This window comes from Pseudoduganella lutea (genome assembly GCF_004209755.1).
GTDB lineage: Bacteria > Pseudomonadota > Gammaproteobacteria > Burkholderiales > Burkholderiaceae_D > Rugamonas > Rugamonas lutea.
In genome coordinates this window covers 2165667-2187420 of the sequence record NZ_CP035913.1, presented here as the reverse complement: position 1 = coordinate 2187420, position 21754 = coordinate 2165667, and the positions used below count along the sequence as shown (strand labels likewise).

At 62.5% G+C, this 21754-nt stretch carries 16 protein-coding genes, 2 tRNA genes, 3 rRNA genes and 1 riboswitch; of the genes, 9 read left to right on the top strand and 12 right to left on the bottom strand.

The genetic code is table 11. The features are described from left to right. Position 1: 1 nt before the first annotated feature. From EWM63_RS09245 to cobT, 12 genes are all read right to left on the bottom strand, one after another. Positions 2–886 (bottom strand): cobalamin-binding protein, encoded by an 885-nt coding sequence (locus EWM63_RS09245; protein ID WP_130186265.1) that lies wholly within the window; start codon positions 884–886, stop codon positions 2–4. Continuing rightward, positions 883–1869, bottom strand: a complete 987-nt coding sequence (gene cobD, locus EWM63_RS09240; RefSeq protein WP_130186264.1) for a threonine-phosphate decarboxylase CobD — start codon at positions 1867–1869, stop codon at positions 883–885. The genes EWM63_RS09245 and cobD overlap by 4 nt, the downstream gene beginning before the upstream one ends. Beyond that, positions 1862–2818: a CobD/CbiB family cobalamin biosynthesis protein gene (locus EWM63_RS09235; protein WP_130186263.1), complete on the bottom strand. Its 957-nt coding sequence runs from the start codon at positions 2816–2818 to the stop codon at positions 1862–1864. Before EWM63_RS09235 ends, cobD begins: the two co-directional genes overlap by 8 nt. Then, complete coding sequence (cobU, locus tag EWM63_RS09230) at positions 2812–3369, bottom strand: bifunctional adenosylcobinamide kinase/adenosylcobinamide-phosphate guanylyltransferase (protein ID WP_130186262.1); 558 nt, start codon at positions 3367–3369, stop codon at positions 2812–2814. Before cobU ends, EWM63_RS09235 begins: the two co-directional genes overlap by 7 nt. Next, complete coding sequence (locus tag EWM63_RS09225) at positions 3366–4667, bottom strand: cobyrinic acid a,c-diamide synthase CobB (protein ID WP_130186261.1); 1302 nt, start codon at positions 4665–4667, stop codon at positions 3366–3368. The genes cobU and EWM63_RS09225 overlap by 4 nt, the downstream gene beginning before the upstream one ends. Further along, positions 4667–5287: a cob(I)yrinic acid a,c-diamide adenosyltransferase gene (cobO, locus tag EWM63_RS09220; RefSeq protein ID WP_130186260.1), complete on the bottom strand. Its 621-nt coding sequence runs from the start codon at positions 5285–5287 to the stop codon at positions 4667–4669. The genes EWM63_RS09225 and cobO overlap by 1 nt, the downstream gene beginning before the upstream one ends. Continuing rightward, the gene (locus EWM63_RS09215; RefSeq protein ID WP_130190286.1) at positions 5284–6057 is read right to left on the bottom strand and encodes an ABC transporter ATP-binding protein; all 774 of its coding nucleotides are present in this window, start codon (positions 6055–6057) and stop codon (positions 5284–5286) included. Before EWM63_RS09215 ends, cobO begins: the two co-directional genes overlap by 4 nt. Then, positions 6057–7079 (bottom strand): FecCD family ABC transporter permease, encoded by a 1023-nt coding sequence (locus EWM63_RS09210; RefSeq protein WP_130186259.1) that lies wholly within the window; start codon positions 7077–7079, stop codon positions 6057–6059. The genes EWM63_RS09215 and EWM63_RS09210 overlap by 1 nt, the downstream gene beginning before the upstream one ends. Positions 7080–7152: 73 nt before the next feature. Then, on the bottom strand, positions 7153–8991 hold the full coding sequence (locus EWM63_RS09205) for a TonB-dependent receptor domain-containing protein (protein ID WP_130186258.1): 1839 nt from the start codon (positions 8989–8991) through the stop codon (positions 7153–7155). A gap of 71 nt (positions 8992–9062) precedes the next feature. Then, positions 9063–9293, bottom strand: a riboswitch (cobalamin riboswitch). 33 nt (positions 9294–9326) lie between these two features. Further along, positions 9327–9872 (bottom strand): histidine phosphatase family protein, encoded by a 546-nt coding sequence (locus EWM63_RS09200; RefSeq protein WP_130186257.1) that lies wholly within the window; start codon positions 9870–9872, stop codon positions 9327–9329. Further along, complete coding sequence (locus EWM63_RS09195; RefSeq protein WP_130186256.1) at positions 9863–10627, bottom strand: adenosylcobinamide-GDP ribazoletransferase; 765 nt, start codon at positions 10625–10627, stop codon at positions 9863–9865. The genes EWM63_RS09200 and EWM63_RS09195 overlap by 10 nt, the downstream gene beginning before the upstream one ends. A 2-nt stretch (positions 10628–10629) precedes the next feature. Beyond that, on the bottom strand, positions 10630–11661 hold the full coding sequence (gene cobT, locus EWM63_RS09190) for a nicotinate-nucleotide--dimethylbenzimidazole phosphoribosyltransferase (protein WP_130186255.1): 1032 nt from the start codon (positions 11659–11661) through the stop codon (positions 10630–10632). Between the two features lie 43 nt (positions 11662–11704). Here cobT and EWM63_RS09185 point away from each other — a divergent pair, with 43 nt between their 5' ends. From EWM63_RS09185 to rrf, 9 genes are all read left to right on the top strand, one after another. Beyond that, positions 11705–12388 (top strand): response regulator transcription factor, encoded by a 684-nt coding sequence (locus EWM63_RS09185; RefSeq protein WP_130186254.1) that lies wholly within the window; start codon positions 11705–11707, stop codon positions 12386–12388. Further along, positions 12381–13673, top strand: a complete 1293-nt coding sequence (locus tag EWM63_RS09180) for a sensor histidine kinase (RefSeq protein ID WP_130186253.1) — start codon at positions 12381–12383, stop codon at positions 13671–13673. Before EWM63_RS09185 ends, EWM63_RS09180 begins: the two co-directional genes overlap by 8 nt. Positions 13674–13751: 78 nt before the next feature. Then, entirely contained in the window at positions 13752–15392 is a 1641-nt protein-coding gene (locus tag EWM63_RS09175; protein WP_229487826.1) for a phosphoethanolamine transferase, read from the top strand. Between the two features lie 4 nt (positions 15393–15396). After that, on the top strand, positions 15397–16131 hold the full coding sequence (locus EWM63_RS09170; RefSeq protein WP_130186252.1) for a phosphatase PAP2 family protein: 735 nt from the start codon (positions 15397–15399) through the stop codon (positions 16129–16131). 378 nt (positions 16132–16509) lie between these two features. Next, positions 16510–18040: ribosomal RNA gene (locus tag EWM63_RS09165) — 16S ribosomal RNA — on the top strand. 95 nt (positions 18041–18135) lie between these two features. After that, positions 18136–18212: transfer RNA gene (locus EWM63_RS09160), tRNA-Ile, on the top strand. Between the two features lie 13 nt (positions 18213–18225). Continuing rightward, positions 18226–18301: transfer RNA gene (locus EWM63_RS09155), tRNA-Ala, on the top strand. Between the two features lie 218 nt (positions 18302–18519). Then, positions 18520–21395, top strand: a 23S ribosomal RNA gene (locus EWM63_RS09150). Positions 21396–21539: 144 nt separating this feature from the next. Continuing rightward, a 5S ribosomal RNA gene (rrf, locus tag EWM63_RS09145) occupies positions 21540–21652 on the top strand. The 16S, 23S and 5S rRNA genes sit together here with 2 tRNA genes alongside, the layout of an rRNA operon. Positions 21653–21754 lie beyond the last annotated feature (102 nt).

Below are 21754 nucleotides of genomic sequence, written 5' to 3'. Positions count from 1 at the left end.
GTCAGCGCTTCCGGTGCTGGCGTGCGATCTCGAGCTTTTCGCACAGCGTTTCGGCACCCTGGACCATGCGCGGCCCGGCGCGGTTCACCAGGTGGCCATCGATGGTGAACAGGTTGTCGTTCTTCGTGGCCAGCATGTTCGGATACTGCTTCCACATGGCCGCGCCGCCCTGTTCCTTTTCGGCCGTGCTGAACACGGCTTCCGGATCTTCCTTCAGCACCGCCTCCACACTGACCACCGGCGCCGTTGTCTTTTGCGATGCAAAGATGTTCTCGCCGCCGCACAGGCGCAGCGCATCGCTGACGATGTGCGCGCCATTGAGCGTGTACAGGGGCTTGTCCCACACCTGGTAGAACACGCGCACCGGCGGGCGGCCCGCGTACTTCGCGCGTACCGCCGCCAGGCGCTTGCGCAGGTCGGCGGCCGCCGATTCGGCAACCGGTTCCGTACCCGCGAGCTTGCCCATCGCAATCACGTTGTCGGGAATCCTGTCGAGCCGTGTCGGCTCACTGTGGAACAGCGGGATGCCCAGTTTGCGCAGCAGTTCGACCTGCCGCTCCGAGCTGCCGTGGCGCCACACCACGATCAGGTCGGGCTTCAGGGCCAGCACCCGTTCCAGGTCCACTTCGCGGTTGCTGCCCACGCGCGGAATCGCCTTGGCCGCTTCCGGATAGTCGCTGTAGTCGACGGCCCCGACGATCTTGCCGCCCGCGCCGGCCGCAAAGAGCAGCTCCGTCACGTGCGGGGACATCGAGATCACGCGCTCGGCCGGCTTTGCCAGCGTGACCATCTTGCCATCGTCATCGCGCACGGACACCGCCGCATGCGCGGAGAAAACCGCCAGCAGGGCCGGCAGCAGGGTAAATAGCAAAGCGGGTTTCTTCATCGTGTTTCCTTCGTCCATTCTTCCAGTGCGCCGGCGAGGCGCAACCATGCCGCTTCGTCCGGCGGCAGGCCGAGGCGGATGCCCCGCGGGCCGGTGCTGAACAGCCGCACCCAGATGCCGCGCCGGGCCATGTGTTCGTGAAATGCTTCCGGCGCGGGCTCGGCCCACCAGCGGAACAGGCTCGTGCCGGAAGACACGATGCCGTGCGCAGCCAGCAGGGCATCGAGCCGGCTGCCGGCGGCGTCCAGCGCCCTGCGTGTCTGCCGGTGCCAGGTGTCGTCCAGCAGCGCAGCCTTGCCGACCAGCTGGGCGGGGCCGCTGACCTGCCATGGTCCCAGTTCTTCATCGAGTGCCGCCAGCAGGTCGGCTTGCGCGGCCACGAAGCCGAGGCGCAGCCCGGCCAGCCCGAAAAACTTGCCGACCGAGCGCAGCACGACCAGGCCGGGGCGGTCCGCCTCGTCTGCCACGCTGTGGGCGTTGTCCATGTCGGCGAACGCTTCGTCGACCACGAGCCAGCCGCCCCGTGCCGCCAGCGATCCCGCCCACCGCAACAACGCGTCGCGGGAGACCGTCGCGCCGGTCGGGTTGTTCGGATTGCAGACGACGACCACGTCGCTGCTGTCGACCGCTTCGCCAAGCGCCGCATACGGCACGAGGCAGGCATTGTGCCCGTGGCGCGACCAGTGATGCGCGTGCTCCGCGTACGACGGCGCCGATACGGCGATCCGCGACGGCGCGCGCAACCGCGGCAATGCCTGGATCGCAGCCTGCGTTCCCGCCACCGCCAGCATGCGCGGCGCGCCATAGTAGCGGCAGGCCGCCGCCACGAGTTCATCGTCCCGCTCCGGCAGCCGATGCCACGCATTGCCCGGCAGGTCGGGCGCCGGATACCAGTGCGGGTTCAGGCCGGCCGACAGGTCCAGCCAGTTTGCATGGCCATACAGCCGCGCCGCATCGCGCAGGTTGCCGCCGTGTTCAGGCATGCCACACCTCCGGCGCCATCACGATCGCCGCCGCGACCAGTGCGGACAGCACGAGCCACAGCAGCGTGGTGCGCCACACGAGCCGCCATGCGCGTTCGATGTCGCCTGCCGTTGCCGGTGCGCCCTGGCCCAGCGGCGGGCGTTGCTCGATCTCGCCGTCATAGCGCGCCGCGCCACCGAGCGCCAGGCCGAGGGCGCCGGCGCCGCTGGCCATCACCGGGCCGGCATTCGGGCTGCTCCATGCTGGCGCCTGTTCGCGCCAGCAGCGCCATGCGAGGCGCTTGCCCGGGGTACCCGGCGCCAGCAGCACATAGGATAGCGCCGTCAACCGCGCCGGCACATAGTTCAACGCATCGTCGACGCGGGCCGCGACGCGGCCAAAGTACAGGAAGCGCGCGTTCCGGTAGCCCCACATGGCGTCGAGCGTGTTGGCGAGGCGGAACAGCACGGCGCCGGGGCCGCCGGCCACGGCGAACCAGAACAGCGTGCCGAACACGGCGTCGTTGCCGTTCTCCAGCAGCGACTCCGCGCTGGCTTTGGCGAGATCCGCTTCGTTCGCATCGAACGTGTCGCGGCTGACGATGCGGCCCGTCAGTTCGCGCGCCGCGGGCAGGTCGCCGCCGCGCAGTGCGGCGGCGATCGGCAGGTTGTGATCACGCAGGCTGCGCAGGCCGATGCAGAAATACAGCATCGCCGCATGGGCGAGGGCGCCGGCGACGCCGCACAGCCACCCTGCCAGTACCGTCAGCGGCAGCACGGCCAGTGCCCAGCCGAGCGCACCGCGCGGGAGCCGCCCGTTGCCTTTGTTCAGGCGGCGCTCGATTGCGCTGGCCAGGTTGCCGAAGCCGACCAGTGGGTGGAAGCGCCGCGCTTCACCGAGCAGCAGGTCGAGCAGCACGCCGGCCGCCAGCAGCGCCGCGACTTCGGGCCACGACAGCCCGCTCAGCATGGCGCGCCTTTCAGCACCAGCGGCAGGCCGGCCGCGACGAAGACCACGTTGTCGCAGGCGGCGGCCACGGCCTGGTTCAGCCGGCCCGCTTCATCCGCGAAAGCGCGCGTGACGGCACCGAACGGCACGATGCCCATGCCCACTTCGTTCGACACGAAAACAACGTCACCGTGATTTTGCTCCAGCTGCGCCAGCAGGGCGGCACGTTCGTCATGGAAGCGCCGCGGCAGGGCGATCGTGCCCACGTCCGGATATTCCGTACCGTCCGCGAACAGCAGGTTCGTCAGCCACAGTGTCAGGCAGTCGACCAGTACCAGCCGGTGCGGCGCGCGCCATTGTCCGAGCACCGCCGCCAGTGCAAGCGGTTCCTCGACCGTGGTCCAGCCGGCCGGCCTTCCGGCACGGTGCAGTGCGATCCGCTGTGCCATCTCGGTATCGCCGGCACCGGCCGTGGCCACGTAGACGATTTCCTTGCCCGACTGCGCAGCCAGCCGCTCCGCATGCGCGCTCTTGCCGGAGCGGGCGCCACCCAGCACGAGCGTGCGGCTCATCGCGCAGGCCTCGACAGCAGCGCCGCCACCGCTTCCACGTTCGACGGGAAATAACCGTGGAAATAGGAAGCCGTCAGGGAGCCGATCCGGTAGACCGCCTCGCCCTGCGCGCCGGACGGGTTCTTGCTGGTGTATTCCATTACGGGCGCGTTGGACTCCAGCCGGGAATAGTGGAACGTGTGGCCGCGCAGCGTGCCCTGCGGCGTGGGCATGGCCTGCGGCCCGAGGCCGGCCAGCCGTTTCTGCACGAACACGCGGCCCGGCAGCAGCCCGGCCATGGGCCACGGGTTGTGGGCATCGGTGGCGCCATCGTCCAGCGTTTCTGCCAGCGCCATCATGCCGCCGCATTCGGCCAGGATCGGCACGCCATCCGCATGGGCGGCACGGATCGATGCGCGCCAGATACCGGCTTCGGCCAGGCGCGGCGCATGCAGTTCGGGGTAACCGCCTGGCAGGTAGACAGCGTCCGCTTCGGGCGGCACCGGTTCGTCGGCCAGCGGCGAGAAATACACGATGCTGGCGCCGAGCCGTTGCATCACGTCGAGATTGGCCGCATAGACGAACACGAAGGCCGCATCGCGCGCAATCGCCACGGTCTTGCCGGCCAATGCTGGCGCAACGGCTTCCTCCGGCGCGGGCGCGGAAAATTCCACGAGCGGCAAGGCGTCCCACGCGGCTGCGTCGAACAAGAGCTGGTCGGCCAGTTCGTCGAGGATCGCATCGACTTCGTCGACTTCATCCGGCAGCACCAGGCCCAGGTGCCGTTCCGGCAGCGAGCGGGCCTGCTTCGGCAAGGTGGCGAACAGCGGGATGTCGCGCAGCGACGCCTTGACCATGGCTGCATGGCCGGCGCTGCCGACACGGTTGGCGATCACGCCCGCCATCGTGACCGGGCCGTAGTCGCGCAGGCCGTGCACCAGCGCGCCCGCCGTTTGCGCCATGGCGCCGGCGTCGATCACGGCCAGCACGGGCACGCCGAATTCGCGAGCCAGGTCGGCGGCGGAGGGGGTGCCGTCATACAGGCCCATCACGCCTTCGATCAGGATATCGTCCACTTCCCGCGCCGCTTGGGCCAGCAGCCGCTGGCAGCGTTCGCGGCCCACCATCCACAGGTCCAGCGATTCCACGGGCGCGCCGCTGGCGCGGCCAAGCAGCATCGGGTCGATGAAATCGGGCCCGCATTTGAACACGCGCACGCGGCGGCCGGCGCGCACCAGCTTGCGCGCCAGTGCCGCCGTGACGGTGGTCTTGCCCTGGCCGGAAGCCACGGCGGCGATCAATACCGCGCGGGTGCCCATCACCACTCCGTTCCGGCCTGCGCGCCGATGCCGGCCTTGAACGCGTGCTTGACCACGTTCATTTCAGTGACGGTATCGGCGATCTCGATCAGCTCCGGCGGCGCGCCACGGCCCGTGATGACCACGTGCTGCATGGCCGGGCGTTCCAGCAGGTCGGCAATGACCGTGTCCACGTCCAGGTAGCGGTATTTCAGCGCGATATTCAGTTCATCGAGCACCACCATGCCGATGGCCGGATCGGCCAGGAACAGCTTGGCCTGTTCCCACGCTTCGCGTGCCTTGGCGATGTCGCGTTCGCGGTCCTGCGTTTCCCACGTATAGCCTTCGCCCATCGCGTGGAAGCTCACTTCGTCGGGGAAGCGGCGCAGGAAACGTTCCTCGCCCGTGGCCATCGCACCCTTGATGAACTGCACGATGCCCACCTTCATACCATGGCCCAGCGCGCGCACCGCCATGCCGAAGCCGCTCGAGCTCTTGCCCTTGCCGTTGCCGGTATTGACGATGATGATGCCGATCTGCTTGTCGGCAGCGGCGATCTTCGCGTCGATGATCGCCTTCTTGCGTTCCATCCGTGCGCGGTGGCGCTCGTTCAATGCCGCGGTGTCGTCGGGAGTGGTCATGCGGTGGCCTCTGTAGGTATGAAGATCGTGCGGGCGCCGTGGCGCACCGTTTCGATCGGGTGGTGCAGATAGTCGGAAAGGATGTCGGCGCGCATCACGTCGTCGCGCGGGCCGGCTAGCCAGCGGCCGTCGCCCATGAGCAGCAGGGCATGCGTGGAAATACCGTGCGCCAGGTTCAGGTCGTGACCGATCATGACGATGGTCTTGCGCTGTTCGCGGCACAGTTTCGCCAGCAAACCCATCACGCTCACCTGGTGGGCCAGGTCCAGAGCGTTGGCCGGTTCGTCGAGCAGCAGCAGCGGCGTGTCTTGCGCCAGCAGCGCGGCGATGGCCACGCGCTGGCGCTCGCCGCCGGACAGCGTGCGCACGTCGCGCGCCGCCAGGTCCTCGACCTCCATCGCGGCCAGCATGCGCATCGCGATGGTGTGGTCGTCGCTGTCTTCCCAGTAACGCTTGCCGTGGTAGGGGTGGCGGGCGGACAGCACGGTTTCCAGAACCGAGTAGGCAAACGCGTCGCTGCGCGATTGCGCAAGAAAGGCGCGCTCGCGTGCCAGCGCTTCGAGCGGCCAGTCGCCGAGCGCGCGGCCGCGCAACAGCACGCGGCCGCCATCGGGCTCGCGCAGGCCGGCGAGCGTGCGCATCAGGGTGCTTTTGCCGGCGCCATTGCGGCCGATCACGCTCCAGCATTCGCCGTCGGCGACTTGCCAGTCGAGCTTTTCGGCCAGCACGCGCGAGCCGATGGCCAGGCGGAGATTGTCTGTGGCGATCATCATTTGCGCAGCCGGTGCAGTTGATACAGGAAGACGGGCGTGCCGATCAACGCCGTCACCACGCCCACCGGCAACTGCTGCGGCGCGATGACGGTGCGTGCCAGCGTATCGGCCAGCACGAGGTAGGCACCGCCGGCCAGCGTGGCGGCCGGGATCAGCACGCGGTGGTCCGGCCCGAATGCAAAGCGGCAGGCGTGCGGCACGATCAGCCCGACAAAGCCGATGCTGCCCGCGGTGGTGACCGCGCTGGCCGTCAGCAGGCCGGAACAGAAGAACAGGCCCTTGCGCAATACGCCCACGCGGATGCCCAGCGTGCTGGCCGCTTCGGCATGCAGGGCCAGCACGTTCATCGAGCGGGCCGTGCGCAGCGCGAATGCCAGGCCGGCGGCCAGCACGATCCACGGCAGCCAGCGCAGCGGCGCGCCGGACAGGTCGCCGATCATCCAGAACACCATGCTGCGCAGCCGGCTTTCCGGGGCGATCGACAGCATCAGCATGATCAGCGCCGCGCAACCGGCGGACAGGATGGTACCGGTCAGCAGCAGCAATGCGGTGCCGCCCTCGGCGGCGCTGCCGCCGCGCATGTCGCGGCGTGCCAGCACATACAGCAGCATGGAGATGGCTACCGCACCGATGAAGGCGGCCGCGTCGACCATCCATGCGGCGCACATCAGCATCAGCGCCAACAGGGCGCCGACGGCCGAACCGGCGGAGATGCCGAGCACATAGGGGTCCGCGAGCGGATTGCGGAGCAGGGTCTGCATCATGACGCCGGCCAGCGACAGCGTGGCGCCGGTTACGAAGGCGGTCAGCGCGCGGCTCGCGCGCAGGTCGAGCAGGGTGGCGGCCAGCGTCTCGGCGCGGCCGTTGAGTAATTCTTGCAGCGCGCCGGGCAGGTCGGCGAGCGGGATGGCAACGGAGCCCGTGACGCCCGCGAACAGCAGGCTGGTGATCGACGCCAGCAGCAGGCCGGCGGTGACCACGCCGGTGCGGTAACGCAGGTGGGCGGAAAGTGGATGCATGTTCTGCCTGTGGATGAAGCGCCGGGCGCATCGACGCGCCCGGCAGCTTAGCACTACTGGTTTGATACGGGAATTACTTGAAGCCGTAGCGCAGCGCGGCGAACACGTTCGAGCCGCCGGTCTGGTAATAGCGGGCCAGCTCGTAGTTCTTGTCGCCCACGTTGTTCCAGCGCACCAGCGCCGACCAGTCCTGGTTGAAGCGGTACGTGCCATACAGGTTTACTACCGCGTAGCCGGGCAGGCGGTTGCGGTTGGCCGCGTCGTCGAAACGGCTCGACGACAGTTGCAGCTCCACGCCCCCGCGCACGGCGCCCAGGTCGTATTCGGCCACGAAGTTGGCGTGGCGCTTGGCGCGGCGCTGCAGGCGCTTGCCGGTGGTCTCGTCCTTCGGGTCCTGGAAGTCGGCATTGGCGATCAGCAGCAGGTTGCCCATCTGGCGCTCGGCCGACAGCGACACGCCTTCCAGCAGCGCCTCGTTGATGTTGTAGGCGCAGCCGTATGGGTAGCCGGCGTAAGGGCAGGGGTTGGTGTTCAGCAGCAGGTTGTCCAGCTTGTTGCGGTAGTACACGGCACCCAGTTTCGTGGTGCCGTCGTCGTAGCGCAGGCCCGCTTCGGCGTTGCGGCCTTCTTCCGGCTTGTTGTCCTCGTTGCCGTAGCTCGGGTAGTACAGTTCGTTGAACGACGGTGCGCGGAAGCTAGTAGCGAAGCTGGCTTCGGCGCGCAGCGCACTGGTGAAGCGGTAGCCGTAGCCGATCGAGCCAGTGGTCTTCGAGCCGTATTCCGAGTTGTTATCGTGACGCACGCCCACGTTGGCCAGGTGCGCGCCACGCTTCAGGCTGTAGTTGGCGGCAAACGCGTTGGTGTGGCGCGCGCGGTTCAGGGCGGCGGTCGAGCCGTCGAGTTCTTCCTTGCGGTGTTCGTACAGCACTTGCAGGTTGTCGCTGCCGATGCGGAAATCGTTCTGCACCGTGAACGTGCTGGTCGTGGTGTCGATCTGGCTGGAACCGAACGGACCCACGTCATAGAATGAACCGGACTTGTCGCGCGACTGCGAAGCCTGCACCAGCATCGTCCAGAAGGGCAGGAACTGGTTGCGGGCGTAGATGCCCACATTGCTCACCTTTTGCGTGCTGTAGGCATCGAAGTTCGCGTCGTCGTAGTCCGATTCGGTATCGGTGTACAGGAACATGGCGCCCAGTTCGTGGCCGGGGGCCAGCTTGTAGGCCACCTGGCCGGCCGCGCTCTTGCGATCGTAGCCATCGTCGTCGGGATCGAAGCTGGAACTGGGCCGGCGCGTGGCCGAGAAGCCGTCCGAACGCTCCTTCGAGACGGAGAACGCGTAGCTCAACTGGTTCGTGCCGCCGGAAACGGAGGCATCGGCTGCGAACATTTTATCGCTGCCGCCGCCGACCGAAGCACTGATGGATGGCGCGCCTTCGCCTTTTTTCGTGAACAGCTGGATCACGCCGCCGATCGCATCGGCGCCGTACAGCGTGGACAGCGGGCCGTACACGATCTCGATACGGTCGATGGCCGACAATGGAATACCGTTCCAGCTGGCCGAGCCGGTCGAGGCGGAGGCGATGCGGATGCCGTCCACCAGCACCACGCTCTGGTTGCCGTTCGCGCCGCGAATGAACACGTTCGACGCGGCGCCGGGGCCGCCGTTGCGGGTAACTTCGAGGCCGCGCTGGCGCTGCAGCAGTTCGGTGATGGAGCCGGCGCCGGAGTTGGCGATCTGCTCGGCCGTGATCGTGACGGTATCGCTGATCACTTCGCTGGCCAGCTGCGGGGTGCGGGTAGCGGTGACGATGATCGAATCGATGGCGGTGGCCTGGGCGTGGGCGGCCGGCGCGGCAATGGCGAGCGCCAGCGACGCGAGCGCCGCCTGGGATGCTACGGAAGAGGTCATGGCAAATCTTTGTAAAGTAGCAACCGGCCAACGTCCCCGCAGGCCGGATTGAACAGAGCCGCACGCTGTGCGTGGCTCCACCTGGTTTGGCCGGTATCCGGGCTGGCGGGCATCACCGTCCGACCTTCCCATGCGTTTGCACAGTGGTTGTCGCGGACGGCTGCCGCGGCGAACTTCGCGCGCGGCTGCCTGCTTACCGTTGCGGGGGCAGCATACGTTGGCCGACCATGGTCAGGCTTCGTATTTCCCGTTTAACTGCGCTCGAGGACTCGAACGCGGGCACCAAAACCGCGCAATTATAAGGTATCGCGGAGGGGCCGGTATCATGAAAAGATTCAGTAAAGACCCAGGCGGTGGGTTTCGCCGTAGCCGATGCGGTGCGCCTTCGAGGCGGCGGCGAGCGCGGCCTGCCCGGCTGGCGTGCCGTCGGCCAGCGCGGCAAACAGGCGCATGGTGCCGGCATGGCAGATGACGATGGCACGCTCGGCGCCGTGCGCCCGTATCGCGTCGAGCGCGGCCGCAACGCGCAGGGCCACCTCGAACACGGTCTCGCCGCCGCCGGGCCGGTAGTGGAGCAGGTCGGCCGCCCAGGCGTCGACATCGGCGCGCGGGATATCGTTCCAGCTGCGCCCTTCCCAGCTGCCGAAATCCATCTCGGCCAGGCGGGCATCAAAAGTGACGCTGGGCGACAGCAGCCGGGCGAGGTCGGCACAGCGCCGCAGGGGGCTGGAAAAAACGGGGACATCGCCCGGCAGGCCGCCGGCACGGAGCGATGCATGCACGCGGGCCAGCTCGTCCGGATCGGCCGGCAGGTCGCTGCTGCCGTAGCAGATGCCTTCCGCCACGACCGGGCGCGGATGTCTGACGAGAATCAGTTCCATCGCGCCAGCACGCACAGGTAGAAAGCCGCTTCGGCCATCTGCTGGACCGCACCGAGGCAATCGCCCGTGTAGCCGCCAAGCCGTTGGCGCAGCTTGCGAGCAAACCACAACGTGACGAACACCATCGCCACGATGCCGAGGACGATGCCGCGCCAGTCGAGCCAGCCCAGGCCCCCGGCTGCTGCCACGGCCGGCACGCAGCACAGCGTGGCGATGGCGAACTCGGTGCCGGTCATTTGTTGCGCCATCGGCTTGGCCTTGCCCTCGGCGCGGGCATAGTCCATGCGCCAGATCAGGCTTGCCGCCATCAGCCGGGACAGCGGATGCGCTACACATAAAGCAGCGACCGTCGCGAGCGGTGAAAGGTGTGCCAGCGCGGCGCATTTGATGGCCAGCAGGAGGAGGATACCGATCGCGCCATAGGCGCCGATCCGCGAATCCTTCATGATTTCCAGCGCCCGTTCGCGCGTCAGGCCGCCCCCCATGCCGTCGCAGGTATCGGCGAAACCGTCTTCATGGAAGGCGCCGGTGAGGTAGATGCCGGCTGCGGTGGACAGCAGCACGGCGATCGCCGGCGGCAGCACTTGCGCGGCGGCCCAGTAAACGGCCGCCACGATGACGCCGACGACGAGGCCCACCAGCGGGAAGTAGCGCGAGGCGTGGTGCAGCCAGTGCGGCTCGAACCCTACCCAGCGGGGAATCGGCAGGCGCGTGAAGAATTGCAGCGCGATGAAGAACAGCCGCACCTGCAGCATGTTCAGCGCTTTCCGCTGACCTGGGCCGATGCGAACGTGGCCATGCGGTTCAGGAAATTCACCGCCGCGTGCAGCAGCGGCAGGGCGAGCGCGCTGCCGGTGCCTTCGCCCAGGCGCAGGTCCAGCTGCAGCAGCGGCTTGCCGCCGAGCGTTTCGAGCAATTGCCGGTGGCCATTCTCGTTGGAGCAGTGCGCGAACACGCAGTAGTCGAGGATCGGCGGCCGCAGCCGCGCGGCCACGAGCAGGGCGCTGGTGACGATGAAGCCGTCGATCAGCAGCACCATGCGGCGCTCGGCCGCGCGCAGCATGGCGCCAGCCATCATGGCGATCTCGAAGCCGCCGAACGTGGCCAGCACGTCCAGCGGCGCCGTCACGCCGGCATGGCGTGCGGCGGCCGCCTCGATGACGCGCGCCTTGTGCAGCACGCCTTCCGGTGTCAGCCCGGTGCCGGCGCCCACGCACGCCACGGCCGGGATGCCGGCCAGCTTGTGCATCAGCGCGGCGGCGGCCGTGGTATTGCCGATGCCCATTTCGCCGAAGCCGATCACGTTGCCCGGCAGCGTATCGACGAGCGCCGCCCCGTGTGCCAGCGCCTGTGCACACTGTTCGGCCGTCATCGCCTGCGCCACCGCGAAATTGCGTGTGCCATGGGCGATCTTGCGGTCCACGAGGCCGGGGCGGGGGCCGAAGTCGTGCGCCACGCCGGCATCGACGACCTGCAGCATGCAGCCGTTCTGCGCGGCGAACACGTTGATGGCAGCGCCGCCGGCCAGGAAGTTCTCGACCATCTGCCATGTCACATCCTGCGGGAAGGCGGAAACGCCCTCGGCCACCACGCCGTGGTCGCCCGCGAATACGAGGATGGCCGGTGCTTCGATCACCGGCGCCGTGGTGCGCTGGATGAGGCCGACCTGGTGCGCCAGCGTTTCCAGCATGCCCAGGCTGCCGGGCGGCTTGGTCTTGTTGTCGATGGCGTGCACGAGGCGTGCCGCCAGCTCGGCATCGGCCGTGGAAGCGATATTGGGCAGTTTCATGGGGGGGCGGTCCGATGGGGAAAGCGCGAATTATAATGGGGCGATGCGCATCCTCATCATTGAAGACAACCCGGATATCGTTGCCAACCTGTATGGCTTTCTCGAGCCGAAAGGGCATGTGCTCGATTCGGCGGCCAACGGTTACGGTGGGCTGGCGCTGGTTGCCCAGCACGAATACGACGCCGTGGTGCTGGATGTGATGCTGCCGGGCCTGAATGGCCTGGAGCTGTGCCAGAAGCTGCGCGGCGAGTTGCGCAAGGATCTGCCAGTGCTGATGCTGACCGCGCGCGACACGCTGGAAGACAAGGTGGCCGGCTTCGACAGCGGCGCCGACGATTACCTCGTCAAGCCGTTTTCCATGGTCGAGCTGGAAGTGCGCCTGAAAGCGCTGGTGCGGCGGGCCAGGGGCACGCATGCCGCGAACGCGGTGCTGGTGTTCGGCGACCTTGCCTTCAACACCGAAACGTTCGAGGCGAAACGTGCCGGCCGCCCGCTGGTGCTGACGAAAACCGGTTATACGATCCTGCGGCTGCTGATTCGGGAGGCGCCCAAGGTGGTGTCGCGCGAGCAGGTACTGCACGAGGTGTGGGGCGACAATCCGCCCGATACCGATGCGCTGCGCGTGCACATCCACGCCCTGCGGCAGGCGCTGGACAAGCCCTTCCCGCACCCGATGCTGCACACGATCTCGAAGATCGGCTACAAGCTCGTGGCAGCCGATGCGTAAGCAGGAACCGCAGCAGAAGGAGGAATCGCTGCGCAGGCGCATTACGCGGGCGTATCTGACGTTTGCCACCGTGTCGTCGGTATTCTTCGCGGTGATTGCCGCGCTGGCCGTCGAGGGCATCGAGGTGCGTCTCGTCGACGAGCGCCTCGAAGAAGTGGCCGCATGGGCCGGCCCGCGCCATGCGGGTGGTTTGCCGGTGGAGATGCCGGCGGGTCTCAGCTACCACGTCGAGGCAGGCATTCCCCGTTCCTTGCGGCCCCTGGCGGAAGGCGTGCATGAAGTAACGGTCGATGGCGTCGACCTGCACGTGTTGAAGGGCCGCAACGCCGAAGGCGAGTTCGCCGTGGTCGATCACGACAGCGCCTATGAAAAGATCGAGCTGGTGGTCTATTCGATGTTCGCGGTGGCGTTCCTGGGCTTCATGGGCTTTGCCGTGATACTGGGCCGCTTCCTGGGCAACCGCATCGTCAACCCGATCGTCGAGCTGGCCGAAGCCGTGGATGCGCGCGCGGCGCAGCTGCCGTTGCAGGAGCGTGGCGATGAACTGGGGCTGCTGTCGCGCACGATCGCCGGCCACACGGCGGAGCTGCAGCAGTTCCTTGATCGCGAGCGCTTTTTCACCGGCGATGTCAGCCACGAACTGCGCACGCCGCTGACGGTGATCGCCGGCGCAGCCGAAGTATTGCTGGCGCAGACGGAGCACGATCCGGTACTGCATGCGCCGGCCGAACGGATCTACCGTGCCGCGCGCAATGCCAGCGACGTCACGTCCATGCTCTTGCGGCTGGCACGTTCGCCGGAACGGCTGGAGTGGTCGCGCATTGAAGCGCAGGCCTTGGCGCTGGAAGAGGTGTCACAAAACCAGGGGCTCGTCGCCGGCCGCCCTGTCCAGCTGCGCTATGGCGGTGGCGAAGACTTTGTCCTGCATGGCGTGCGCGAACTGGTGCTGGCGGCGATCGGCAACCTGGTCCGCAACGCCTGCCAGTACACGGAGCGGGGGTATGTCGAAGTGCGGCTGGAAGGGCGCAGCGTGATCGTCGAGGATACTGGCCCGGGCTTGCCCCCGGCAGCCCGGGCACGCCTGCGTAACGAGCCGATTCCCGCCGATGCGCGGGGCTCCTCGGGTACCGGCTTGGGGCTGGGACTCGTGCAGCGGATCTGCGCCCATCTTGGTGCCACGCTTGTCCTGAGGGAAGTGGCGGCTGGGAGCTGCATCGAAATCAGGTTTCCCGATGGCGCCGTGCAGTCCAGCCCTGTTTCCCATGAAGGTCCCGCTGCGCGTTAACCCGTGCTTAACCGGTGCTTGACGCAACGTTTACTTACCAGGCGATATCGTTGATGCTTCGATTCCGGAGTTTCAACGGTGAAAATTTCCACGCTGCCGCGCATCGGCGCCCCCATGCTGACGCTGTGCGCTTCGACCTTCCTCGTGCTGGCCTATAACGGCAGCTTCTGGAAAACGTTTTTTTCCGCAACCGGCGGAATCAGGCTCGGCAACCTGCCGGTTTACGCCGGCGCATTCGTCGCCCTTGTATTGCTGTTCAATGCAGTGCTCACGCTGGTCAATTTTCGGTTTGTCATCAAGCCCGTATTGATGGCACTGTTCCTCGGTGCCTCGGCTGCGTCGTATTTCATGAGCCGGTACGGGGTGGCGATCGACGCGTCGATGGTGCAGAACGTGGTCGAGACGGATTCCCGGGAAGCGCAGGAGCTGCTGAGCTGGCAGATGCTGCAGACTGTCACGCTGCTGGGTATCCTGCCTTCACTGCTGGTATGGCGGTTGCCGCTACGATTTTTGCCGGTGCGGCGCGATCTGCTGCTGAAGCTGGGCACGGTCGTACTGTCGTTGCTGGCGATTGCCGGGCTGCTGATACTGCTGTTCAAGACACTGGCGCCGGCAGTGCGCGAGCACCGCGAGCTGCGCTTCCTGCTGACGCCCACCAATATGTTCCAGGCAACGCACGGCTACCTGAAGCGCAAATGGGCGACGCCGGCCGTGATCGCGCCACTGGGCACGGATGCAGGCCGCGGCATCAAATGGGCCGTGCCAGGCAGGCGAACGGTGACGATCCTCGTCGTCGGTGAAACCGCGCGGGCGATGAATTTTTCGCTGAATGGCTATGGCCGCCAGACGAATCCGCACCTGTCGGCGCAAGCTGGCCTCGTCAATTTCCGCGATGTGGGTTCATGCGGCACGGCGACAGCGGTGTCGGTGCCTTGCGTATTTTCCAATCTCGGCCGCGATGGCTATACGGCCGACAAGGCAAGCAGCCGGGAAGGGTTGCTGGACGTGTTGCAGCATGCGGGCTTCGATGTTCTCTGGCGTGACAATAATTCCGGCTGCAAGGGCGCTTGCGACCGGGTGCGTTATGAGGACGTGTCGCAACCGCGGCCCGGCGATCCGTCATGCGGGCCCGAGGAATGCTACGACGAGCGCTTGCTGGAAAGCTTGCGGCAAATGATCCGCGACGCCAAGCGGGATATGGTCATCGTGCTGCACCAGAAAGGCAGCCATGGCCCTGAATACTGGAAGCGTTATCCGGCCGGATCCGGCAGGTTCGGGCCTGTCTGCCAGACCAACGAGCTGGAAGAGTGCACGCGCGAATCGATCATGAATGCCTACGACAATACGATCCTGTACACCGACCTGGTATTGAGCAGGACGATCGACCTGCTGCGTGCCGCCGCCATAGAAGACGGCGTCGATACGGGCATGCTGTATTTCTCGGATCATGGCGAATCGCTGGGCGAGCACAATATGTACCTGCATGGGGCGCCCTATATCATTTCTCCGGCCGAGCAGCGACAAGTGCCGATGATGATGTGGTTGTCCGATGGCTTCCGCCAGCGATTCCATATCGATCACAGTTGCCTGGCGGCCCGCGCCGCCCAGCCGTTTTCGCACGATAACGTGTTCCATACGGTGCTGGGAATGCTCAATGTGAGCACGGCCGTCTATAACCCGAAGCTCGATGTGATCCATCCGTGCACGCGTGGTAACTGACGTCATGCGTTTCCGTAATGGCTCGATTGCGGCCGGCGGCTTGCTGCTGTCCGCCCTGCTGATCCTGTGGATCGGCCAGTTCACCGATATCGACCTGGCGCTGGCTGATCTGGCCTTCGATAAGGCGACGCGCACTTTTCCGATGCAGCACGCATGGCTGACGGAGACATTCAATCATGTCATCCTCAAGACGGTACTGTCGGCAATGGCCGCGCTGGCTGTCGTGCTCGCCTCATGGGATACGGTGCGGCCGTCGCATTACTGGAGCGAATCGCGCCGGATCGGGCTGCGGGTTGTCGCCATCTCGGCCGTACTGGTGCCATCCATGATTACCGTGTTCAAACGGTTCAGTATTTCGCACTGTCCATGGGATTTGCAGCGTTATCGCGGTTCCGAGCCATATGTCCGCTTGCTGGAGTGGGTACCTGCCGCGACCAGCCCAGGGCATTGCATGCCGGCGGGGCATGCATCGAGTGCGCTATGGCTGGTTTCGATCGCGGCATTCTGGTGGCCGTACAGTCGGAGAAAGAGTATCGGCGTTGCGATTGGCATGCTGTTCGTCGGGATGACCGTCGGCTGGATGCAGCAGTTGCGCGGTGCGCATTTCCTGACCCATACGCTATGGTCCGCATGGATTGCCTGTGCCATGGTTCTGGTTATTTATTCAATGAATGCGAAGGGGCTTGCAAGGCCGAAAGCCACTGGCTATAATTCCGTCCCTGCCGCAGCGTATGAGTGAAAACAAAACGATGCGAAGGGTAGTTTGAATCGCTAGCGAAACATTGCGATACAAACCGAGGGGTTGACGAGCTGCACGAAACACCGCATAATCTCATCTCTCTGCTGCTGACAAACACAACGATTTGTCGCCGGGTTCAACCGGAAATGCGGCGCCGCTGAAAAGCGAAGAATTCTTTAACAATCAACAGTCGATAAGTGTGGGCGTTTGATGCGATGTGCCTCCGGACTTTGGTCCGGAATGCTCAAAATATAGCAACAAACGCTTACACAAGTAATAAACGTAATCATCTTCGGATGATTCGTCAGTTATTTGAGTGAGCTTATCAGTCCAGTGGACTGATAAGAACCATTTCGGTGGTTCGCGAAAACAGAGATTAAACTGAAGAGTTTGATCCTGGCTCAGATTGAACGCTGGCGGCATGCTTTACACATGCAAGTCGAACGGCAGCACGGGCTTCGGCCTGGTGGCGAGTGGCGAACGGGTGAGTAATATATCGGAACGTGCCCAAGAGTGGGGGATAACGTAGCGAAAGTTACGCTAATACCGCATACGATCTATGGATGAAAGTGGGGGATCGCAAGACCTCATGCTCCTGGAGCGGCCGATATCTGATTAGCTAGTTGGTGAGGTAAAGGCTCACCAAGGCGACGATCAGTAGCTGGTCTGAGAGGACGACCAGCCACACTGGAACTGAGACACGGTCCAGACTCCTACGGGAGGCAGCAGTGGGGAATTTTGGACAATGGGGGCAACCCTGATCCAGCAATGCCGCGTGAGTGAAGAAGGCCTTCGGGTTGTAAAGCTCTTTTGTCAGGGAAGAAAAGGGTACGGCTAATATCCGTGCCTCATGACGGTACCTGAAGAATAAGCACCGGCTAACTACGTGCCAGCAGCCGCGGTAATACGTAGGGTGCAAGCGTTAATCGGAATTACTGGGCGTAAAGCGTGCGCAGGCGGTTTTGTAAGTCTGTTGTGAAATCCCCGGGCTTAACCTGGGAATGGCAATGGAGACTGCAAGGCTAGAGTTTGGCAGAGGGGGGTAGAATTCCACGTGTAGCAGTGAAATGCGTAGAGATGTGGAGGAACACCGATGGCGAAGGCAGCCCCCTGGGTCAAGACTGACGCTCATGCACGAAAGCGTGGGGAGCAAACAGGATTAGATACCCTGGTAGTCCACGCCCTAAACGATGTCTACTAGTTGTTGGGTCTTAATTGACTTAGTAACGCAGCTAACGCGTGAAGTAGACCGCCTGGGGAGTACGGTCGCAAGATTAAAACTCAAAGGAATTGACGGGGACCCGCACAAGCGGTGGATGATGTGGATTAATTCGATGCAACGCGAAAAACCTTACCTACCCTTGACATGTCAGGAATCCCGGAGAGATCTGGGAGTGCCCGAAAGGGAACCTGAACACAGGTGCTGCATGGCTGTCGTCAGCTCGTGTCGTGAGATGTTGGGTTAAGTCCCGCAACGAGCGCAACCCTTGTCATTAGTTGCTACGAAAGAGCACTCTAATGAGACTGCCGGTGACAAACCGGAGGAAGGTGGGGATGACGTCAAGTCCTCATGGCCCTTATGGGTAGGGCTTCACACGTCATACAATGGTACATACAGAGGGCCGCCAACCCGCGAGGGGGAGCTAATCCCAGAAAGTGTATCGTAGTCCAGATTGTAGTCTGCAACTCGACTGCATGAAGTTGGAATCGCTAGTAATCGCGGATCAGCATGTCGCGGTGAATACGTTCCCGGGTCTTGTACACACCGCCCGTCACACCATGGGAGCGGGTTTTACCAGAAGTAGGTAGCTTAACCGCAAGGAGGGCGCTTACCACGGTAGGATTCGTGACTGGGGTGAAGTCGTAACAAGGTAGCCGTATCGGAAGGTGCGGCTGGATCACCTCCTTTCTAGAGTCGGCACGGATCGCAAGATCGTGCATCAAACGCTCACACTTATCGACTGTCGAATGAAGAAGAAACAGTAGCACCGCTGGTAACAATGCGGGTCTGTAGCTCAGCTGGTTAGAGCACCGTGTTGATAACGCGGGGGTCGTTGGTTCGAGCCCAACCAGACCCACCACGTATCAAGCCCAGGGGGATTAGCTCAGCTGGGAGAGCACCTGCTTTGCAAGCAGGGGGTCGTCGGTTCGATCCCGTCATCCTCCACCAAGATCTACTCGAGATATTAAACATAAGTGTGACGCGTCACTTTTATGTTTAGTCTTTTAGAGACTGCTGCTGTTTCGTTCTTTAACAATCTGGAAGAAGTAAAGTTTTATTAAGCGTGCGAGACATCGCACACTTAGGGTAGTGTCCGAAAGGACGCATACAAAAAACTCATCAAACACAGTAGTAAATGCTTGTAGCTATAGCCGTCAAGGTTATAGGGACAAGTGAATAAGTGCACATGGTGGATGCCTTGGCGATTACAGGCGATGAAGGACGTAGAAGTCTGCGATAAGCTTCGGGGAGCTGACAAACGAGCATTGATCCGAAGATTTCCGAATGGGGAAACCCGGCCTTATAGGTCATCACTCACTGAATACATAGGTGTGTGAAGCGAACGCGGCGAACTGAAACATCTAAGTAGCTGCAGGAAAAGAAATCAACCGAGATTCCCAAAGTAGTGGCGAGCGAAATGGGAAGAGCCTGCATGTGATAGTCGGACTGGTAGTGGAACGCATTGGAAACTGCGGCCATAGCGGGTGATAGCCCCGTACGCGAAACCAGACCGGTGGTACTAAGCATGCGACAAGTAGGGCGGGACACGAGAAATCCTGTCTGAATATGGGGGGACCATCCTCCAAGGCTAAATACTCGTAATCGACCGATAGTGAACCAGTACCGTGAGGGAAAGGCGAAAAGAACCCCGGGAGGGGAGTGAAATAGATCCTGAAACCGTGTGCATACAAACAGTCGGAGCGGACTTGTTCCGTGACGGCGTACCTTTTGTATAATGGGTCAGCGACTTACATTCAGTAGCGAGGTTAACCGAATAGGGGAGCCGCAGAGAAATCGAGTCCGAACAGGGCGTTAGTTGCTGGGTGTAGACCCGAAACCAAGTGATCTATCCATGGCCAGGTTGAAGGTGCGGTAACACGCACTGGAGGACCGAACCCACTAATGTTGAAAAATTAGGGGATGAGCTGTGGATAGGGGTGAAAGGCTAAACAAACTTGGAAATAGCTGGTTCTCTCCGAAAACTATTTAGGTAGTGCCTCAAGTATCACCATCGGGGGTAGAGCACTGTTATGGCTAGGGGGTCATCGCGACTTACCAAACCATTGCAAACTCCGAATACCGATGAGTGCGAGCTTGGGAGACAGACATCGGGTGCTAACGTCCGGTGTCAAGAGGGAAACAACCCAGACCGCCAGCTAAGGTCCCAAAGATTGGCTAAGTGGAAAACGAAGTGGGAAGGCTAAAACAGTCAGGATGTTGGCTTAGAAGCAGCCATCATTTAAAGAAAGCGTAATAGCTCACTGATCGAGTCGTCCTGCGCGGAAGATGTAACGGGGCTAAGCCAGTCACCGAAGCTGCGGATATGTACTTGTACATATGGTAGGAGAGCGTTCTGTAAGCCTGCGAAGGTGTCTTGTAAAGGATGCTGGAGGTATCAGAAGTGCGAATGCTGACATGAGTAGCGATAATGCGGGTGAAAAGCCCGCACGCCGTAAGCCCAAGGTTTCCTGTTCAACGTTCATCGGAGCAGGGTGAGTCGGCCCCTAAGGCGAGGCAGAGATGCGTAGCTGATGGGAAGCAGGTTAATATTCCTGCACCGTCGTATGATGCGATGGGGGGACGGATCGCGGAAGGTTGTCTGACTGTTGGAATAGTCAGTTTCTGGTTCATAGAAGGTGCTTAGGCAAATCCGGGCACATAATTCAAGGGACTGGGACGAAGGGTCATTGACCCTGTAGCAATCGGAAGTGGTTCCAAGAAAAGCCTCTAAGCTTCAGTCATACGAGACCGTACCGCAAACCGACACAGGTGGGCGAGATGAGTATTCTAAGGCGCTTGAGAGAACTCGGGAGAAGGAACTCGGCAAATTGGTACCGTAACTTCGGGAAAAGGTACGCCCCAGTAGCTTGACCACTTTACTGTGGAAGGGTGACAGGGTTGCAATAAAATGGTGGCTGCGACTGTTTAATAAAAACACAGCACTCTGCAAACACGAAAGTGGACGTATAGGGTGTGACGCCTGCCCGGTGCTGGAAGATTAAATGATGGGGTGCAAGCTCTTGATTGAAGTCCCAGTAAACGGCGGCCGTAACTATAACGGTCCTAAGGTAGCGAAATTCCTTGTCGGGTAAGTTCCGACCTGCACGAATGGCGTAACGATGGCCACACTGTCTCCTCCCGAGACTCAGCGAAGTTGAAGTGTTTGTGATGATGCAATCTACCCGCGGCTAGACGGAAAGACCCCATGAACCTTTACTGTAGCTTTGCATTGGACTTTGAACCAATCTGTGTAGGATAGGTGGGAGGCTTTGAAGCGGGGACGCCAGTTCTCGTGGAGCCAACCTTGAAATACCACCCTGGTTTGTTTGAGGTTCTAACCTTGGTCCGTTATCCGGATCGGGGACAGTGCATGGTAGGCAGTTTGACTGGGGCGGTCTCCTCCTAAAGTGTAACGGAGGAGTTCGAAGGTACGCTAGGTACGGTCGGACATCGTGCTAATAGTGCAATGGCATAAGCGTGCTTAACTGCGAGACCGACAAGTCGAGCAGGTACGAAAGTAGGACATAGTGATCCGGTGGTTCTGTATGGAAGGGCCATCGCTCAACGGATAAAAGGTACTCTGGGGATAACAGGCTGATTCCTCCCAAGAGTTCATATCGACGGGGGAGTTTGGCACCTCGATGTCGGCTCATCACATCCTGGGGCTGTAGCCGGTCCCAAGGGTATGGCTGTTCGCCATTTAAAGTGGTACGTGAGCTGGGTTTAAAACGTCGTGAGACAGTTTGGTCCCTATCTGCCGTGGGCGTTGGAAATTTGAAGGGGGCTGCTCCTAGTACGAGAGGACCGGAGTGGACGAACCTCTGGTGTACCGGTTGTCACGCCAGTGGCATTGCCGGGTAGCTAAGTTCGGAAGAGATAACCGCTGAAAGCATCTAAGCGGGAAACTTGCCTTAAGATGAGATTTCCCGGAGCCTTGAGCTCCTTGAAGGGTCGTTCGAGACCAGGACGTTGATAGGTCAGGTGTGGAAGTGCAGTAATGCATTAAGCTAACTGATACTAATTGCCCGTACGGCTTGTCCCTATAACCTTGACGGTTATGAATCAATAATGATTCCTTGCATTTACTCTTTGATGAGACGTAGTTCAACACTACAACCCAAACTTACTTCTTCCAGATTGAGCAGTGACGTTGCCCCATAGGGAACGGCACTGCGTACAAGTCATGCCTGATGACCATAGCAAGTCGGTCCCACCCCTTCCCATCCCGAACAGGACCGTGAAACGACTTTGCGCCGATGATAGTGCTGCAACCAGTGTGAAAGTAGGTTATCGTCAGGCTGTTATATAGAAAAACCCCGTTAGCGTGTGCTGGCGGGGTTTTTTGCATTTGGAATGCCGTTTTAGCAGTAAAACCGGTGAGAGACACCCGTTTTTCGGAAC

Coding starts and splice junctions, on each gene's coding strand:
- EWM63_RS09245 (WP_130186265.1), bottom strand. CDS start 886: ATGAAGAAACCCGCTTTGCTATTTACCCTGCTGCCGGCCCTGCTGGCG.
- cobD (WP_130186264.1), bottom strand. CDS start 1,869: ATGCCTGAACACGGCGGCAACCTGCGCGATGCGGCGCGGCTGTATGGC.
- EWM63_RS09235 (WP_130186263.1), bottom strand. CDS start 2,818: ATGCTGAGCGGGCTGTCGTGGCCCGAAGTCGCGGCGCTGCTGGCGGCC.
- cobU (WP_130186262.1), bottom strand. CDS start 3,369: ATGAGCCGCACGCTCGTGCTGGGTGGCGCCCGCTCCGGCAAGAGCGCG.
- EWM63_RS09225 (WP_130186261.1), bottom strand. CDS start 4,667: ATGGGCACCCGCGCGGTATTGATCGCCGCCGTGGCTTCCGGCCAGGGC.
- cobO (WP_130186260.1), bottom strand. CDS start 5,287: ATGACCACTCCCGACGACACCGCGGCATTGAACGAGCGCCACCGCGCA.
- EWM63_RS09215 (WP_130190286.1), bottom strand. CDS start 6,057: ATGATCGCCACAGACAATCTCCGCCTGGCCATCGGCTCGCGCGTGCTG.
- EWM63_RS09210 (WP_130186259.1), bottom strand. CDS start 7,079: ATGCATCCACTTTCCGCCCACCTGCGTTACCGCACCGGCGTGGTCACC.
- EWM63_RS09205 (WP_130186258.1), bottom strand. CDS start 8,991: ATGACCTCTTCCGTAGCATCCCAGGCGGCGCTCGCGTCGCTGGCGCTC.
- EWM63_RS09200 (WP_130186257.1), bottom strand. CDS start 9,872: ATGGAACTGATTCTCGTCAGACATCCGCGCCCGGTCGTGGCGGAAGGC.
- EWM63_RS09195 (WP_130186256.1), bottom strand. CDS start 10,627: ATGCTGCAGGTGCGGCTGTTCTTCATCGCGCTGCAATTCTTCACGCGC.
- cobT (WP_130186255.1), bottom strand. CDS start 11,661: ATGAAACTGCCCAATATCGCTTCCACGGCCGATGCCGAGCTGGCGGCA.
- EWM63_RS09185 (WP_130186254.1), top strand. CDS start 11,705: ATGCGCATCCTCATCATTGAAGACAACCCGGATATCGTTGCCAACCTG.
- EWM63_RS09180 (WP_130186253.1), top strand. CDS start 12,381: ATGCGTAAGCAGGAACCGCAGCAGAAGGAGGAATCGCTGCGCAGGCGC.
- EWM63_RS09170 (WP_130186252.1), top strand. CDS start 15,397: ATGCGTTTCCGTAATGGCTCGATTGCGGCCGGCGGCTTGCTGCTGTCC.